The organism is Thermofilum sp., from assembly GCA_038741495.1.
Lineage (GTDB): Archaea > Thermoproteota > Thermoprotei > Thermofilales > Thermofilaceae > Thermofilum.
Genome location: JAVYKX010000001.1, coordinates 410,430 through 426,059, shown reverse-complemented (window position 1 = coordinate 426,059; position 15,630 = coordinate 410,430). Strand labels below are relative to the sequence as shown.

The following is a 15,630-nucleotide window of genomic DNA, read 5'->3' as shown; positions in this document are numbered from 1 at the left end:
TCAACCACCCCTCAGCACAGTGTCGTACAGCCTGTCTAGAGTTAGGAGGCTTGAGATAGGCTCGCCAGACCCCGTCTCAACAAAACTCACGGTCGTGTCCCCTATCGGCACTCTGAGAAGCGCTTGCTCCACAGCGCCAGTCGCTATCTTAGCAGACGCCAGCTTCCCCGCTGGAGCAGGGCCGTAGAGGCGGCCGTCCACCATGACGTGGACGTGCCAGTCGGGGAAACGGTTAAGAATCCACGTCTCGTGGGTGTTCAGCACCAGTGTTCCGCTGTAGCGCTCCAGTGTCTGGGTGAGACGCCCTTTCCTCGCAGGGTCGAGCTGCTCGAAAGGCTCGTCGAGCAAGACGTTCTTGGCGCCGCTCGCTACTGCAAGCGCTGTGCAGTAAGCCTTCAGCATTCCGGCCGAGAGCTCCCACATCTTCTTTTTCTCGAGATCCTTCCTAGAGATGCCGAGCTCTGATAGCATATGCTCAACGAGCGCGAGATCCACATCCATAATGTCGGAGTACAGTCGGGCTGTCTCCCAAGCGGTAACTGGAACCAGCTTGTAGACTTCAGGTAGGTTGACGGCCAGCAGCCCAACTCCTTCTCCCAACTTGGCGAGGGAGATCCCCTCAATGACAACTTCACCCTTGTAGGGCACTAATCCCGCTATCGCTTTAAACAGCGTGGTTTTCCCGTGCCCGTTCGGACCTAGAACGATGTGCTTGCTGTTGAAGACTGTCGACACGCCTTTCACAACTTCTCCCCGGCCGTAAGATACCCGAAGTTCTCCCAGCTCGATCATACGTTAATTTTCCGTCATTTAGTGTATTTAAAGCCTGGAATTTCTCTTAAATTAAGAGAAAGACATTGATGGACTTGCAGTAGAGGATGCTTCTCCGCACGCTCGCAGGCGGGTAAGCGCGAAAACCATCCGCCCACCTACTATCTCTTGAAGCTCCGCGACCCGCAGCACCATTCAATGATTCGCGGCATGCCGCGAGTTCCCGCCGACGAGGAGAAAGTTTCTCAGTGAGTGGCGCTACTCGGCTTCTACAGAACCCGTGGCGTAGATTCTCACCGGCTTACCGTCATCCAACTCGATGATCGTGGAGCCCGGCGGCTCGTCGATCTCCACGTGCGTGATAAGGAAGATCTGGTCGAAGAAGCGGGTGAGCTCCCTGCTCAGCAGCTCGATGATCCTGCTACGCCTCTCGGAGTCAGAGGAGCCGAGCGGCTCGTCAAGAAAGAGAAACCTCGGGTAAGTCCCCTTAGCAGCGGGGAGGAGCGAGAGGATAAACGCGATCCTCATAGCGAGAAGGAACTGGTCGTTAGTCCCCCCGCTGTAGATGTCGCGGCGCATCCACCTGCCTGCCTCCGCATCGTAGACTTCCACGTCGTAGGTTTGAGGATCTACGCGCACCGCCTTGTACCTGCCGCCCGTGATGTATGAAACGATCCAGCTCATGTTGCTCTCGACGCTCGGGGCGAAAATGGCTCTCCTGCGCTCAGCCACCTTCTTCATCGCGTCTATGGCAGACCTCCTCGCCTTCAGCTCGAGCTCCAGCTTCCGGGTCCTCTCCCTGACCTCCTCCAGCTCAGCTTTTAGCTTAGGCAGCTGCTGCAGCTCCCTCTCAGCCTCCTCGATCTGCCTCCTGAGACTCCCAGCCTCAGCCTTCGCTTTCTCGAGCTCTGCATTCGCACGCCTGTAGCGCTCCTCGCGTTCTCGCCTCATGGACGTGATTGCATCCAGGTCATCCTCCACTGGAGGGTGCAGCACCCCATCGACCCCGGGAGGAGGCTCCGGCACCGCGACGCCCGAAAGCTCTTCCACCAGCTCGCGCTCGAGAGAAGCTAGCTCCGTCAACCTCGCCTGAGCGCTACTAATCTCGCTCTCAAGCCTCGATACTTCTCTCTTGAGCGCCTCTATAACTGCGTACAGGTTTGAGCGCTTCTCGCTCAGCTCGTTCCGCTTCCTGAAAGCCTCAGCCTTCCTCTCCTCGGCCGCTCTCAAGCGCTCAGCTACAGCTCCCGCCAGACTCTCAAAGTCACCTTCAAGGCCGGCGCTCCCCGCCACCATAGCTAGCTGAGACTTTACCCTTCTCAGCCTCTCCAACAAGCTCTGCTCACCGGTTTTCAAGGCCTCTAGCTCTTTCTCGTCTCTCTCGATGTTCCGGAGCTCGGCATCCAGGAGAGAGATTCTCTCCCTAAGCTCGGAGCGCTTCTCTCCGAGAAGCCGGAGCTTCTGCTGCTTCACCTGAAAACCGGCAAACAGTGCAACTAGAGCCAGTGAAGCACCTGCAAGCGCCGCAGGGTGAAGGAAGAGGCCGAGCAGAGCTGAAGCGACCGCAGCGGAAACAGCCCCAGCCAAGCTCCACGCAGGTAAGCGGATGGAGCTCATAGCGCTCTCGACACTAGCGAGAGAAGCTCTCGCGCTCCCCACCTCCGCCTCTAGCGAGCTCCTCCTCCCCACTCTCTCCTTGAGGCTCGCGATCCTGCCCCTCAGACTCTCCAGCTCGCGCTCGGCTAAGCGGTAGCTGTCCCAAAGCTCCTCGACCTTCGACCTAAGCTCGACGAGACGCCTAACCTCGCTCTCAGCCTCGCTCAACTCGCGCTCAGCATGCTCCAGGGCAGGCGCGAGCTCTACTGCCTCCCTCTGCCGCGACTCTAGATCTGCGAGAGCCCTGCTGTAGCGCGCCCTAGCCTCCTCAAGCCTGGCGATCTGCTCCTCTCTCACCCGGCGCAGCGACTCGAGCCGCAGCTTGAGCTCGCGCCTGCGCCTGAGAGCCGTCTCGAGCTCAACTAGGTACTCGTAAGCTGCCCTCTCACGGCTTAGGGCGAGCTCGAGCTGAGGAAGCTTCTCCTCGATTCTCTGTAGCCAGGTCCTCCACCCAGCTAGCTTCTCGGCTTTCTCCTCAAGCATCTTGATGTTCTCTTCCAGCATCTTCTCATTCTCTCTCGAGTAATCCAGGTCGCGCTGCAAGTTTCCCGCCTCTTCGGATAGCTTCTCGATAGCCTTGTTGTAGCTCTCGAAGCCCATCATCATGTTGATCACCCGCTCGCGGTCGCTCCTATCCATCCTTAGAATACGCTCGAGATCCTTCTGCGCGATCACGTTGGTCGCCAGCATCTCTCGCCACGAAACCCTGAGAAGTTTCTGCACAAGCTCGTTAACCTTCGTCACTCCCGTAGCGATCAACCTCCCCCCGGCGCCATCAAGCTCTACAAGCTTCGCATCTACCTGGCGTCCCCCTTCAGCGCCACCCTCAACTATCCGCTCGACCTTGTAGCGCTTACCACCAGCTTCGAAAACCACCTCGACTCTTGCACGGCTCGACCTGTGGTTTACAACGCTCTCAAGCCCCTGGCGGCCGCCCCTCAGCGCAGCGGGAATGCGGAAATCACCATAAATGCCGAAGAGGATGGCCTCGAGGATCGTTGACTTCCCGGCCTCGTTCCTGCCGCGGATCACTACCAGGCCGTCGGGAAACTCGAGAGGCTCTTTCAAGCTGAGACGGCGGAAGTTCTCCGCCTTGAGGCTGACCAGCTTGACCAAGCTACCACCCTCCAGCTTCCTCTAGCTTCTGGACACCTATCTTCAGAGCGAGCGTGAGGGCCTCCCTCTCCTCCTGGGACTGAGAGCTCTTTAGGCGCTCCTCCAACTCCTCTCGGAAAGCCTCTATCGGACTCTTAGCCTCGAGAGAGGGGGAACCCGCAGGCTGGATCTCGCACCGGAGCTCGGAGTCGTCGATCACCACGTAGAAGAAAAGCCTCTCCAAGTGCCTCAGCAGTGCTGCTCGGCTGTACCTACCTAGCTTAGCGAGCGGCAGCCTACCCCTCACAGAAAGCCTGAGCAGCAGCTGGGGGTCAGCGGCGGGCACGCTCTGCAGTACGTGGCCTATAGGGTCCTCGACAGCCGGGGGTAGCTCCACGCTCACTGTTCTCATGGGCCTGGTGGGAACTTCTACGAACTCGACCTTGGGCTTCCCGCCGAGCGGCAGCTCCGCCCAGAGAAAGCCCTTCACCGGATCCCCCTCCTCGTTGAAGCTTCTCCTCTCCGTACTGCCAGGGTACGCGAAGATCACACTGCCGAGATTGATCACCGTGCGCGAGTGCACGTGCCCGAGAGCCACGTAGATGTAGCCGTCCGGGACATCCTCTCTAGCGATCGTCGGAGCCCTCCAGGCTGCAGGGGCCTTGACGCCCGCGAGATTGTAGTGAAGCATCGCGATGTTGATATCCCCTTCCACAGGTAGCTTCGCACCTAGGAACCTGAGCGGGTTCTCGTCCGGAGGGACCTCAGGGTTGAAGGAGAGCCCGACCACGGCCACGTCGACCCCATCAATACTGACGTGCTCTACCTCGGGTCTGCTCACCGAGGAGAAGAACCTCGCGTACCCTGAAGCCTCCACCTCGTGGAGAGGAGACATGCCCTCCTCCACGCTTCGCGGCATGTCGTGGTTCCCAGCTATCAGGAAGACCCTAACTCCCTCCGAGTGGAGCCTCCTGAACGCCCTGATCACCTGCGTCCTCGGAGGGTTCCTCGGGTTCACGGAGTCGAAGAGGTCGCCCGACACCAAGAACAGGTGCGGCTTTCTCTCAACCGCATACTCGACGACGCGGCGGAAAGCATCCATGAAGTCCCTTCTCCTCTCGAGAGACTTAGGGCCGAGGAAAGTCAGCTTGGGGTCTACGTGGTTGTCCGCCGTATGGAGAACTCTGATCACGGTCACGGCTTCACACCTCGGAGAGGAGGCCGCCCGCTCCGTAGCACGTGGGCGCGAGGTTCAGGGACTCTCTCGCTCTCCTTAGCTCGCTAACCAGGTCGATGTCTGCGCCACCCTCCCTCGTTAACCTCCTCCTGACCTTGATGATCACGGGAACTCTAGTAAGCTCCCCGACGATAATGGCTTCCCCGACGTTCAGCCCAGGCAGGTCCCGCATAAGCTCCTCGCCGAGCCTCTCGCTTGCTTCCGCCACAGCGCGCTGGTCATGAGGGTTCGTGATCCTCAGGATAATCTGGCTGTTGCACTGGCTGAGCGCGTCCGCGTCGATCCTGCTCGGCCTCTGCGTCACCAGGATTAGGAAGACGCCGAACTTCCTCCCCTCCGACGCGATCGTCTCGATGATTGAGGAGGACATCGTGCGCCTCTCCAGGCTCGCCGCAGGCACGAAGCGATGAGCCTCCTCAATAACGACGAAGACCGGCCACGGGAACTCACCCGTCTGCCTCAACCGGAATACTTCCTCAAGCACCCAGCTCGCAATGTAGTCCTGGCTCGAGTCGTTCAAGCCGGAGAGGTCGAGCACGCTGATCTGGCCCGGCTTGAGGACCTCATCCTTCACCGAGGTCGTGTAGGCTCCGAACACCTTGACCTTCCTAAGCCTCAGGAGGTTCTGGTAAGCCCTCTCGGCGCTTCGGGCCTCTTCGCCCTTACCGTTCGACATCCTCTTCAGCGCTTCAAGTAAGTCTTCAAGCTCGTAGTCTCCCTGCTTCCGCAGCTCTTCGACCGCCCTCCTGATCGCCTTCCTCACGTTCGTCCACTTCTCGGGGATATCGGCTATCCTGGCCACAGCCTCCGGGGAGAGCTCGCTGAACTTGACCGTCAGCTCCCTCACGTTGTCGAGCTGGCTGGGGTCGTAGCGGCCCATGCTGCTCGGGTTCCTGAAGATCACGACTCTGTTGGAGTACTCGTGCCGCCGCATGTCTCGGTCCCTGCTGAGGAAAACGTAGTCTGCGTGCGGGTCGATAACGACGACTGTAGCGCCAAGCCTCATCAGCTCCTCCAGGATGACGCCCACCGTGTAGGACTTGCCAGCTCCAGTCTGAGCGATAACCGCAACGTGCCTCCTGAAGCCGTTGACGGAAAGGTAGACGTCCACCGTCCTGCGCGAGACGAGCCTCCCTATGTGGATGCCCTCGTCGGGCTGGTAGCTGAAGAACTCGCGCACAAGCTCGTCGGGAGCCAAGTAGACTGGGTTTCCCGGGTAGAAGGCGCGGCGCGGGGCGAGCACGACCTTACGCCCATCCTCCTCCGCCAGGAAGCCGAGAGACCTCGCCAGGCAAAGCAGGTTCGCGTCGTCAATCCCGGCCTGGTAGATGCGCTCTAGAGTCTCCACGTCGAGCTTCGAGCTGTACGCTGAGCTCCGGGATACGACGCCCCTCACCTGGCACAGCACCAGCACCTCCCTCTCCTCCCCACCCACGGGCTCGACGGATCGAACTACGACGTACTCGTACTTTGGAGGGTGCTCGCGCCTGGAAGTAACGAAGATGAAGCTGTCCGGCGTCGCTTCTTCTACAATCCTGCCGACCTGCCTCAAGTGGAGCAGCCTCTCGCCTGAAGAATGGAGAAATGCCTCACTGATCGCCGGCAAGATGAACCCCACGTTTCGCCTCGGACGAAGAATAAGTAGGCATCGCTTTGAGTATACCGTAGGTACTTGAGCAGGCCAGCGGCGGGGACGAGCTAACGTTATAAGAGCCCGCTGGGTAAGAAATGGTGCGGTGTTCGAAACAGCGAGGGAAATCTTAGGGTACGCGCGTGAGGAGCTGGAGCGCGCTGAAAAGCTGCGAGACTACCTGCTCTACCGTAATGCGGCTGACAAGGCCTTCCTAGCTCTTATCATCGCTGTGAACGAGTACGTGCACTCTATAAGGGGGTTGGTGCCGAGAAGCCACTCAGAGAGGAGGCGCGTGCTGAGGGAGATAGGGCGTGAGGATCTCCGCGCACTTTACAGCGACTTGATGAAGACCCTTCACGAGGAAGCTTTCTACGAGGGGGTTTACCAGCCTGATGAGGTCAAGTACGCTATCAAGAAGGTGGAGAGCATAATCGAAGCGCTAGAGCGAGAAGCTCGAGGGCCGCCAAAGCAGTAGTCAAAGCCGCGACCAGCTGTTAGGGTACGAAGTATCGCCTTTCGCCGCGCGAGTGCACGATAAGTTCCCCGAGCTCTTTCATAGCGAGCTTGTGGTATAGGTCGAGCGTTTCAGTAGTCGCTCTGACCCTCTTGTCCGCCTCAAGGAGGAGCACGTTGTAGCTCGTCCTCCCCGAGTAGAGGAAAGCTAGCTGCCGCAGAACTCTGATGAAGGAATCCGGTGGGCTGCTGACAAACCGAGAAGAGCTAGCTGCAAGATCCTCGCGGTTGACGGCGATATCGACTCTCACGGGGTCATCACCCCTAGAGAAAATCACGTAGCTTGCGAGAACGGCGGGGTAGTTCCTCAGGGCTGCGAGCACTCTGTTAACGTTTTCAGCGAACCTGGGGCCGAGCTCGTCGGACACTTTCTCGAAAATCGCGTCTAGCAGCGCTATGAGACGAGTTTCCTCGGTTAGAGCCACCTCGATAACGCCCATTTGAACTCTTTCCAGAGTGAGTCTAATCGGTACCGTGAAACCGGGCCCCAGGTTCATTAAGAGTAGGAGCTTCGAGTCCGGCACTGGACTCTTTGCCTCCTCGAACAGCTCGTAGATCCTCGGGTCAAGCCCCTCCCTCACGAGCCTCCTAACCTCCTCGAGTACCTGCGACGGCCTCCTCCTCAGCCTCGCCCACAGTTCGAGAACCTTCTCCGCCAGACCGGTTGGGCAGCCTTCGAGGCACTTCCTCAGCTCGGATAGGAGGAGCTCCTCTTTTAGAACCGTCGACCTCGAGTCCTTACTCACCCCCGCGATGATAACACCTTTTCTAACAGCTCTCGAGAGCAGTTGCCCGTACGTCTCCACGTAGTCGAGCAAAAAGCCCTCCCTCCCATCAACGCTCAGCTCCCTGACGACGTGGCTCATCCTGCCGAAGAGGGACCCGTCAAGCAGCACAAGATCGGCGCCCTCCTCCACCGCCTCGAGGGCGACTTCGTGCTCAAGGTGCTCCCTCAGAAGACGCTTGAAGTCCTCGTAGTCGCGGATGCTCTTAGGGAAGAGTGCATCGACTCTAAGCTTCCTCAGCTCCCTCCCGTTCGCACCGAGTGCTACAGCCCTGGTGAAGAGGATAACTCCTCCTCCAGCTACCTCGATCTCGTCGCTGCTGCTATCCACCGCGTAAACTCCATCAAACTCGTTCCGCGCCTCAACACCCTCCACCCACACGCCTCTCACGAGCTCGCTGTACCGGGACACTAGATCAGCGCTACCCGCTGCAACTCGGAGAATCTCGCTCCTCTTCCTGCGAACCTCCTCAACGAAGAGATCAGCAAAGCGCGGCACAGCGTGATACAATCCACGGGGGTATTTTAGGTAGCCTTAAGACTGCCTCGAAAGTAACCGGGAGATCGTACCTGCGCAAAAATAGCGGAAAGAGGGGGCCGGAGCCTACTCTGTAGAAGAGCTGCTGATGGGGTGTTTGCGTGATCAGTTACTTACCAGCACGCCTGTAGTAGTCGTCCATCACTTTCTCGTACAACCGGTCGCTCCTTATCTCCTCGAGCAGCTTCGCAGCCCGTGAGACCACCCCCGAAGAGTCTCTGCCCTTCTCAGCTGTCGCCGCTCGCAGGTCACCGACGTAGCTCTTTATGGCGTAGCAGATCCAATCGGCCATTGTCCTGACGTTCCTCGCGATCTATGCTGGACCGAGCTTGGCGGGGCCTTCCACGTACTCGAGCCTGCAGAGGCGGGGAAGAGGTGGAGCGCTAAGCTGGTTTCGATCTCGCAGGCATGCCCGATCGGCTCGGTCTCCCTCATCTCGCTGACCAGATCCTCAAGGCCCTCCATCGGCTCTACCCAGGCGTAGAGCAGGTATCGCTTCCCCTTCTCCTGCATCTCCCTTACGAACAGGGGGGCGCCTGTTACCACCGTGCCCCTTCAGGATCAGGATGCGTTTAAACCTGTTCCTGTAAACCTCATCGCAGATCTTTCAAAGAGCTTCAGGGAGGTTGAGCCGCTCAAGGAGATCACCCCAGGGAAGTACCGGATCTCGGGGACGTAAGCGTAGTAAAGCGGTGGGAGCACGAGGGCGGTCGGCGAGCGGCGACTCGCCTCCGAAGCAACGCTGTAAATCACGAGCCCATCGAGCACGGGGCCGTGAACCTCGATCGACCCGACCGGTACGCAAGCTCGATCCAATTCACAGCACGCTCGGGGAAGCGGTTGAAAGAACGTTTCGCTCGAAAAAATAACTTACTCAGCTTTTACACTCTTACGTGCTTCATTCTGGGGTCGAGGAGGTCCCTCAGCTTCTCACCTAGCGTGTTCAGCATGAATACCGTCACGAAGATGGCTAAGCCGGGCCAGATCATCAGGTAGGGGTGCGTCCTGAAGTACCTCCTAGCTTCGTACATCATCAAACCCCAGCTGGGGGTTGGAGGTTGAATCCCGAGTCCGAGGAAGCTGAGGGCGGCCTCCCACATGATCGCCGTTGACGCGCTGAAGGTTGCTTGTACGAGTAGGGGGCCGGCAATGCTGGGCAGGATGTGGCGGAGGATTATCTCAGGCGAGCTGGCGCCCAAAGCCTTAGCGGCCTCAACGTAGGTGAGCTCCTTCTCCACGAGTACCAGTGCTCTCGTTAAGCGAGCGAAAGTTGGGATCTCCGCGATAGTGATCGCCAGGACCACGCTCTCTAGGCCCGGCCCGAGCACGGCGACGATGAACAGGGCTATCAGTATCGTTGGGAAAACCATGAGTGCGTCGACAACCCTCGAGACGACAAGGTCAAAGAGACCGCCATAGTAGCCTGCCGTAATACCGATTAGCACGCCGAGAGGGATCGATACGGCCAGCACGATGGATATCACCTGGATGAGCGGTCTCGTTCCGTAGATGAGCCTGCTCAACACGTCGCGGCCGAGGTGGTCGGTGCCCAGGGGATGTTGGGGTGAGGGGGGCTCAAGGCTCGCTGCAAGATCCCCCCGCGCGTAGTGGTAGGGGGCTATGTAGTCGGCTAAAGCGGTGACCACAACTAGCAGGACTAGGTAAGCCAGCGGGACGGCCATGGACGGCGACTTAAGCAGCGTTGCAGGCCCACGGCCGCCGAGCGAGCGGCGAGCGGCTTCTTTGACGCTCACATTGCGCCTAAGCATGCTAACCACCCACTCTGACCCTAGGGTCAAGAAGGGCGTAAGCCATATCGACGGCCAGGTTCACGATCATCACAGCTAGCGATGCGATGAACATCCCGCCGATGAGGACAGGATAGTCCCTTGTGAGGATAGCATCGACGATCATCTTGCCCATTCCCGGGTAGGCGAAAACAGTTTCAGTGATCACCGCGCCGCCGAGCAGGACGCCGAACCTCAACCCTATTACGGTGACTATGGCGACCAACGCATTCCGGATCACGTGCCTAACCATGACATCGCCGTTGCTGAGCCCCTTCGCCTTGGCCAGTACCACGTGATCCTGCATTAACACCTCAATCATGGCTGCCCTTGAAACCCTGGTGATCATCCCTAGGTTGACCATAGCTAGTGTTAACGAGGGGAGTATCAAGTGCTCGATCCCGCCCTTACCACCTGCGGGAAGCCACCTGAGCTGCACGGCGAAAACGAGGATCAGGATGTAACCCCACCAGAAAACCGGGAGCGAGAAAGTTCCCACCGAGACACCCCGGATAACCTTGTCCACGAGGGTATTGTAGCGCACGACGCTTAGGTAGCTTAGCAGCAAACCGAGGGCAGCTGCCAGCGTGATGCTGAACGCTGTTAAAACCAGCGTGGAGAGGAAGGCGTCTCCCGCCAGAGCGGCGACCGGTACACGCGTGTGGACCGAAAGGCCCCAATCCCCCCTCAGCATTCTTGACGCGTAGATGAAGAACTGCACTACTATCGGCTTGTCCAAGCCGAGCTCCCTCTCGAGCGCAGCCCGAACCTCGGGTGTTGGCTGCATTTCACCGTACATGACGGTTATCGGGTCGCCTGGAAGTAAGCGTGCGAGGATGAACGTGAACAGCAGGATCGCGAAGAAGGTAAGTAGACTGGTAAAAAACCTTTTGATTATATACCTTAGCATTTCCCGAGTCCTCCCTGCTTAACGCCTTGTAGCGTACGTGAGAATCCAACGCTCAATCGGTTGCACTTCGACGTTCTCGAGGTTGGGGTCCATGACCACTATAAGGTCCTCAACGTGCAGGAAGATCCAGGGCGCGTCTTGCCATATCAGCTCCTGAGCCTGCCTGTACAGCTGCTTACGCTTCTCAACGTCTGCTTCAGCTCTAGCCGCTTCCAGCAACTCGTCGACCTTTAGGTTCGAATAACGCATCCGGTTGAACGGGGCCTTGCTGTGGAAGAGCGAGTAGAGCCCGTAGTCTGCATCCAGGGTAGCGGTTGACCAGCCGAGAAGGAAGAGGTCGAAGTCCCTCACCTCACCCATCACCTTCGCTATGTAGGCGGCCCACTCCATCGTCGTCAGCCTCACGTTTAGACCGATAGCCTGCAGGTACATCTGAATGGCTTCAGCGATCTCCCTATCCTTCAAGTACCTGCCTGAGGGAGCGATCATTATAAGCTCGCGCCCGGCCCAGCCAGCCTCCTCGAGGAGCTTCCTCGCCCTATCGGGGTCGTAGCCGTAAGGTGTCTGCGGCGAGTAGCCGAATACTGCTGGAGGAATGGGAGCGGTGGCAACGGTTCCCGCACCCTCGAGGATCCTGCTGACGATCGCGTTTTTGTCCACGGCTAAGTTCAACGCCTGCCTGACGCGAGGATCGGTGATTCTGTCAACGCTTATGCCGATATATATTATCCTCGTGCTCGGCATCTGGACAACCTTGAAGCCCCTGTCGCGTAGCAGGCGGGCAAGGTGTGGGGGAACGTGCGTGATTATGTTAACGTCTCCAGCTTCCAGCTTTGCGGCTCTCGTATCATCGTCCTCAACGGGGACCCACTCCAACCTCTTAACGGTGGGTTGGGGACCCCAGTAGTCCTCAAACCTCTCTAAGACCGTTCTTTCTAGTTTTCTGAACTCAACGAACCTGAAGGGGCCCGTACCGATGATGTACGCGGTGCTGTTTATCGGTTTATCGGGAAACAGCTCAGCAACCCAAGCAGGGATGATCGCTGTGGATGGGTGCGCAAGGTGGGCGATGATCGGGGCGAATGGGTACTTTAAAACTATTACGAACGTCAGGTCATCGATCGCTTCCACGCTCTTAACCGGTCCCAAAAGCGTCCTCGGTATCGAGCCGACAACCGGGCCTCTCCTGAAAGTGGCTACAACATCCTCCGCCGTTAAAGGCTTACCGTCGTGGAACCGAATACCGCTTCTCAACTTAAATTTAATGGCTGTTTCGTTCACGAAGTTGTAGCTCTCTACTAGGTGGGGCTCGAAAACGGGTGTTCCATCCGGGGTGAAACGCAGTTTGAACAGCGTCTCGTACACGTGCCCGAAAACGTTCAGTGTGGGGGAATCTGTAGCCACTTGAACATCAATCGTTGAAAGATCGGCTCTCTGGGAGATCCTTAGAACCTCTATCTCCTGTGGTCTAACGGGTATCTCCTGTGGTCTAACGGGAGCAGCGGTCTCCTCAGATGGGCCGGGGATTGGAGCTGGCTGCTGAGGTTGCTGGAAGAAGAAGAGGACTGCAGCAGCTAGCGCCACGACGACTACGGCCGCGATCACTCCTATCAGGAGCGGCTTACGTGCACCGGGCATGCCGTTTTCAGCACCAGCCCATCAGATGCCTGTTTATAAATGTTACTAGGAATCAGTGTTTATAAATATTTCTAGAGCACTTTTTATTGACTCAGTAAATTGATTTTACATTTTTCGACTAAGGTTGCAAATCTTCTCATAAAAAAGACTTGCGCTAAAAGTCTACTCGCGGGCTGCTAGCCAGCAAGCAACGTATCGGTCTCCTTCAGCTTTGATTAGAGGTGGTTCCTGAGTTTTGCATTTCTCAGCTAGAGCTGGGTTGCTTTCGCAAACCACGCACCTCGGGTGGAACCTGCACCCCTTCGGCAGAGTTACAGCGCTCGGGACTTCGCCCTTAATGGGAAGTTCTCTCACGGTGAGCTGCCTCTCGGGCTCCGGCTCCGGGATCGCTTCGATGAGCGCCTGCGTGTAGGGGTGGAGAGGGTCGCTCAGCACTTTCTGCGCGTTACCCATCTCGACCATCTTGCCTAGGTACATGACTCCTATTCTGCTCGAGATGTAGCGGGCCACAGCTAAATCGTGCGTGATGAACAGGTAGGTGAGGTTGTACTTCTCCTTCAGCTCCAGCATCAGGTAGAGGATCTCCGCACGGACGGAAGCGTCGAGCATGGAGACGGGTTCATCGGCTACTAGGAAGGATGGGTTGAGGATGAGGGCTCTCGCTATAACCACGCGTTGCCTCTGCCCGCCGGAGAGCATGTGGGGATAGGCACGCATGTACTCCTCCGGGGGGACCAGCTTGACCATCTCCAGCGCCTTCGCGATGATTTCGTACCTTTCGCCCCGGGTAGAGCCGATCCTGTGGATCAGGAGAGGTTCCTCGAGGATCTTGAAGATGGTCTTGCGCGGGTTGATGCTGCTGAAGGGGTCTTGCCAGCAGATCTGCAGATCCCTCCTGAGCGGTTTCAACTCCTTCTCGTCGTACTTGGCCAAGTCGATGTGCCCGTACTCGGTTTCGGGGCGCAACCTGTTGTGGTTCACGGCAGCCCCCGGCTTGTAGAGGATAGAGCCCGAGTACGGCTTGATTAACCTTAGCACAGTCCTACCCGTCGTAGTTTTGCCGCAGCCGCTCTCACCGACGAGCGAGAAGACTTCTCCCTCGAATACTTCGAACGACAGACCGTCCACGGCTCGAATAAAGGGTCGAGGGACTCCCCGGAGCACGTCGAGAAGCTTCCTCCTAAGGGGGAAGTAAACTCTGAGGTCTTTTACCATCAGCTTGACTCTCTCGCTGATCTCAGGCGCGTAGACCAGGTCATTGCCCTTCGTCACGACCCTTCACCTACGCGTACAGCCAGCACTTAACGTAGTAGCCTGGCGCGATGCTCGCCAGCGGCGGCTCCTCCCTGCTGCAGATGCTCATCCTATAGCCGCACCTTGGAGCGAACCTGCACCCCTCGGGCGGGTTCACGAGGTCAGGTGGAGCCCCCTCAATCCACGTCAACTTCCTCAAATCCCCTCTAAGCCTCGGGATGCTCTCCAAGAGCCCCCTCGTGTAGGGGTGCCTGGGCTCACGGTAGAGCATGCTGCTTGAGCCGAGCTCCACGATCTGCCCGGCGTACATGACGGCCACCCTATCGGCGATTTCCGCAATTAGGCTCAAGTCGTGGGAGATGAAGATCATCGATAGCCCCAGCTTGCTCCTTAACCTCTTTAAGAGGTTGATGATCTGGGCTTGGACGATGACATCGAGCGCCGTCGTCGGCTCATCGGCAACGACCACTGACGGGCTTAGAGCGAGCGCCATCGCTATGACGACTCTCTGCTTCATACCCCCGCTCAGCTCGTGCGGGTAGCTGTTCACGCGCCGGGGATCCACGCCCACAAGCGAGAGCAGCTCCCGAGCCTTCTCCAGAGCCTCCTTCTTGCTCAAGCCGTTGTGAACCGTGTAGACCTCAGCGATCTGCTCGCCTACGGTGTAGACTGGGTTTAAAACGTTCATCGCGGCCTGAAAGATCATCGAGATCTCCCTCCACCTGATTTTCCTGAACTCCTCCTCGCTCAGGCTGAGCAGATCCAAACCTCTGTACAGGATCTTCCCTCCGACGATCCTGCCGGGGGGAGGGACAAGCCTGATGATCGAGTGCCCCAGCGTGCTCTTTCCGCACCCACTTTCGCCCGCCACTCCTACAACCTCACCTTTCGAAAGGTCAAGGTGGGCGCCGTCAACCGCCTTCACGACACCACGGTCTGTGAAAAAGTAGGTCTTCAAACCGCTAATCTCCAGCAGCTTCTCCATTCGGGCACACACCCCTTTGGGATTCCACAACTCTGCTCACTTCTAGCTTATAAACATGCACAGTCTTTAACAGCCTACCCAATATAATCCGAATTTTAATCATGTCACGCAAACTTTTTACCTAAACATTTATTGAGAAAAGAACGATGCCGCACCGGCTCTCTCGCAGTGTCCACTATCCAGAGAGCGAGTGGAGAACCTCGATTCCCAGGAGGTTTGCTATAGCGTTCTTCCTGCGCGCGAGTTCACGGTCGAGTGTTGCGAACACAGTTGCACCAATTATACAGCAAAACGCCACGTGGAGCAGATCCAGCTTTCTCATCATGAGTTCTCTGGAGTACAAGAGCGCCGTGCGAATCACTCTGCTGAAGTCAATCGAGGCAAGCCGAGCTCCGCATCTCCTTACGGAGTAGAACGTGAGCTCCATTGGTTCGCTGAAACCCGCCCGTGAGAAGGCGGAGGCCAGCTCAACGAGAACCAGCTCGCTGATGACCTTCCAGTAGCCCTCCAGCTGATTGAGCATCTCGACGGCCTTCCCGTAGTTGGCATCCTTCTCGTCGATGAAGGCTACGATCACGCTCGTATTAATGTAGGCTATTAATGTAGGCTACCTCTCGCTCCTTCCTTCCTCAAGCAGCTTTGAGAGCCCGCCGTGCAAAACCCTCCAGGCTTCCCTCAGCAGCTGCGAGACCCGCTCCTCTACCCTCTCCCAGAAGCTCATTTCCTCCTTCACCCTCTCAATCCTTATGTTGATCGCATGCGACATGCTTCAAGCTAACCCGAGCTTCACCATCCGATCCGCCAGCCTCGCAGCGCTCTTCCTCACCTT

General features: G+C 57.9%; 15 protein-coding genes. 1 reads left to right on the top strand and 14 read right to left on the bottom strand.

Going from position 1 to position 15,630, the window contains the following annotated elements:
• The 4 genes from QXU72_02485 to QXU72_02470 form a co-directional block, all read right to left on the bottom strand.
• On the bottom strand, positions 1-792 hold the full coding sequence (locus tag QXU72_02485) for an ATP-binding cassette domain-containing protein (GenBank protein MEM0494119.1): 792 nt from the start codon (positions 790-792) through the stop codon (positions 1-3).
• 237 nt (positions 793-1,029) lie between these two features.
• Complete coding sequence (locus tag QXU72_02480) at positions 1,030-3,543, bottom strand: SMC family ATPase (protein ID MEM0494118.1); 2,514 nt, start codon at positions 3,541-3,543, stop codon at positions 1,030-1,032.
• A 1-nt stretch (position 3,544) separates the two neighbouring features.
• Positions 3,545-4,720 carry a DNA repair exonuclease gene (locus QXU72_02475; protein MEM0494117.1) on the bottom strand — a complete coding sequence of 392 codons (1,176 nt, stop codon included), beginning with the start codon at positions 4,718-4,720 and terminating at the stop codon, positions 3,545-3,547.
• A gap of 4 nt (positions 4,721-4,724) precedes the next feature.
• Positions 4,725-6,365: an ATP-binding protein gene (locus tag QXU72_02470; protein ID MEM0494116.1), complete on the bottom strand. Its 1,641-nt coding sequence runs from the start codon at positions 6,363-6,365 to the stop codon at positions 4,725-4,727.
• Positions 6,366-6,495: 130 nt separating this feature from the next.
• Between QXU72_02470 and QXU72_02465 the strand changes: the two genes are divergently transcribed.
• Positions 6,496-6,867 (top strand): PaREP1 family protein, encoded by a 372-nt coding sequence (locus QXU72_02465; GenBank protein MEM0494115.1) that lies wholly within the window; start codon positions 6,496-6,498, stop codon positions 6,865-6,867.
• A 19-nt stretch (positions 6,868-6,886) separates the two neighbouring features.
• On the opposite strand, the gene QXU72_02460 is transcribed toward QXU72_02465, so the two are convergent.
• The 10 genes from QXU72_02460 to QXU72_02415 all read right to left on the bottom strand — a co-directional run bounded on the left by QXU72_02460 (position 6,887) and on the right by QXU72_02415 (position 15,567).
• On the bottom strand, positions 6,887-8,188 hold the full coding sequence (locus tag QXU72_02460) for a DNA double-strand break repair nuclease NurA (GenBank protein MEM0494114.1): 1,302 nt from the start codon (positions 8,186-8,188) through the stop codon (positions 6,887-6,889).
• 148 nt (positions 8,189-8,336) lie between these two features.
• A complete protein-coding gene (locus QXU72_02455) occupies positions 8,337-8,519 on the bottom strand; it encodes a hypothetical protein (protein MEM0494113.1) in 183 nt (60 codons plus the stop codon).
• Between the two features lie 269 nt (positions 8,520-8,788).
• Entirely contained in the window at positions 8,789-9,043 is a 255-nt protein-coding gene (locus QXU72_02450; protein ID MEM0494112.1) for a creatininase family protein, read from the bottom strand.
• A gap of 65 nt (positions 9,044-9,108) precedes the next feature.
• The gene (locus QXU72_02445) at positions 9,109-9,996 is read right to left on the bottom strand and encodes an ABC transporter permease (GenBank protein ID MEM0494111.1); all 888 of its coding nucleotides are present in this window, start codon (positions 9,994-9,996) and stop codon (positions 9,109-9,111) included.
• Position 9,997: 1 nt separating this feature from the next.
• The gene (locus tag QXU72_02440; GenBank protein MEM0494110.1) at positions 9,998-10,924 is read right to left on the bottom strand and encodes an ABC transporter permease; all 927 of its coding nucleotides are present in this window, start codon (positions 10,922-10,924) and stop codon (positions 9,998-10,000) included.
• An 18-nt stretch (positions 10,925-10,942) separates the two neighbouring features.
• A complete protein-coding gene (locus QXU72_02435; protein ID MEM0494109.1) occupies positions 10,943-12,562 on the bottom strand; it encodes an ABC transporter substrate-binding protein in 1,620 nt (539 codons plus the stop codon).
• A 162-nt stretch (positions 12,563-12,724) separates the two neighbouring features.
• Positions 12,725-13,834, bottom strand: coding sequence for an ABC transporter ATP-binding protein (locus QXU72_02430; protein MEM0494108.1), 1,110 nt, complete (start codon positions 13,832-13,834; stop codon positions 12,725-12,727).
• A 10-nt stretch (positions 13,835-13,844) separates the two neighbouring features.
• The gene (locus tag QXU72_02425) at positions 13,845-14,801 is read right to left on the bottom strand and encodes an ABC transporter ATP-binding protein (protein MEM0494107.1); all 957 of its coding nucleotides are present in this window, start codon (positions 14,799-14,801) and stop codon (positions 13,845-13,847) included.
• A 175-nt stretch (positions 14,802-14,976) separates the two neighbouring features.
• Positions 14,977-15,390, bottom strand: a complete 414-nt coding sequence (locus QXU72_02420) for a PIN domain-containing protein (GenBank protein MEM0494106.1) — start codon at positions 15,388-15,390, stop codon at positions 14,977-14,979.
• Positions 15,391-15,408: 18 nt separating this feature from the next.
• Complete coding sequence (locus QXU72_02415; protein ID MEM0494105.1) at positions 15,409-15,567, bottom strand: hypothetical protein; 159 nt, start codon at positions 15,565-15,567, stop codon at positions 15,409-15,411.
• Positions 15,568-15,630 lie beyond the last annotated feature (63 nt).